Here is a 612-nt window from a genome sequence, read left to right on the forward strand (position 1 = left end):
TACCTGCTTGCCTACTTCGACGCCACCTTCAGCCAGCCTGGCACCGACATTGCTCAAACGATCGCCAGGCTCGCTCAGCCGGAGATGCTTCCTCACCCGTGAAGCACCCGCCGGTTACTCGCCGCCGAATGCGGCGCTGGTGGTGGCGTCGAAGTAGGCAAGCAGGTAAGCCCGTTGCAGGTCGATCGAACGGGCCGTGTCGATTGTGCCGACTGCTTCGGCCTTCTTGGCGGGCTCGAGCAGGCCGGCCGTGGTCAGTTGCGGCAGGATGATCTGCTGGTCGCACAGCGACATGTGCTGGGTTCCTGCGATGCGCAGGGGGATCTTCACCCCGGTGTTGGTTGCCCAGCGCGGTTCCCAGCCCGGATTGCCGAACCAGGGCGAGGTGTCGCTGGCCAGCATCAGCAGCGGCCGGTCGAGACCGTCCGCGGCGACAGAGCCCAGGATCGGGCCGTCCAGATCGACGCCGGCACGGACACGGTGGTCGTCGTGCATCGTTTGCACGGTTGTCGACCCGCCTAGCGAGTGACCGAACATTCCGACTTTCGACAGGTCGAGGTCCTCGGCGAGGTGCGGTGGGAGTCCAGCGCGTCCCGGCTGTTCGGTGGCCGA

The 612-nt window shown here is 66.2% G+C and carries 1 pseudogene; it reads right to left on the reverse strand.

Annotated features, from left to right (window positions below):
- Positions 1-114: 114 nt before the first annotated feature.
- Positions 115-612 (reverse strand): annotated as a pseudogene (locus A5780_RS16510) (hypothetical protein); the annotation flags it as partial.

This window comes from Nocardia sp. 852002-20019_SCH5090214, from assembly GCF_001665865.1.
Classification (GTDB): Bacteria; Actinomycetota; Actinomycetes; order Mycobacteriales; family Mycobacteriaceae; genus Nocardia; species Nocardia nova.